Below are 417 nucleotides of genomic sequence, written 5' to 3'. Positions count from 1 at the left end.
GCGGGCATATTGTTCGTTACCGGGAAGAAATTTTAAAATGGGTACAAAAATATGAGTACAAAAACCACAAGTTACAAAAATGGTTTAATAGTCAGGAACAACAAATATATCCTGATGTAGAAATTGGTCCTCATATTGAGCATAAAGAAATGGTTCGTATCAAAGGGAAAGATAGAACATTAAATGGAATCATTATTGGTCCAATTGGTTCTGGTAAAACATCTAGTTTAATCATTCCAATGATTAATCAAGATTTACACTGGATGGTACGTTTCATTAATAAGTTCGAGAATGCTTATAAAAAAAATGATTATGATACGGAAGAAGTAAAAGGGACGTTTTTAAATGGTGTCACTGTTATTGAACCGAGTAATGATTTATGTCAAAAAGTATTTAAGTTAGTACAAGCACACAAAA

Annotated in this window: 1 pseudogene; it reads left to right on the top strand. The window is 31.2% G+C overall.

The features are described 5' to 3' along the window. Positions 1–417, top strand: a pseudogene (locus tag MR155_RS32540) (DNA translocase FtsK); the annotation flags it as partial.

This window comes from Bacillus cereus group sp. BfR-BA-01331, assembly GCF_022663915.1.
GTDB lineage: Bacteria > Bacillota > Bacilli > Bacillales > Bacillaceae_G > Bacillus_A > Bacillus_A mycoides.
The sequence above is the reverse complement of the archived record's forward strand: the minus strand, read 5'-3'. Positions and strand labels throughout refer to the sequence as shown.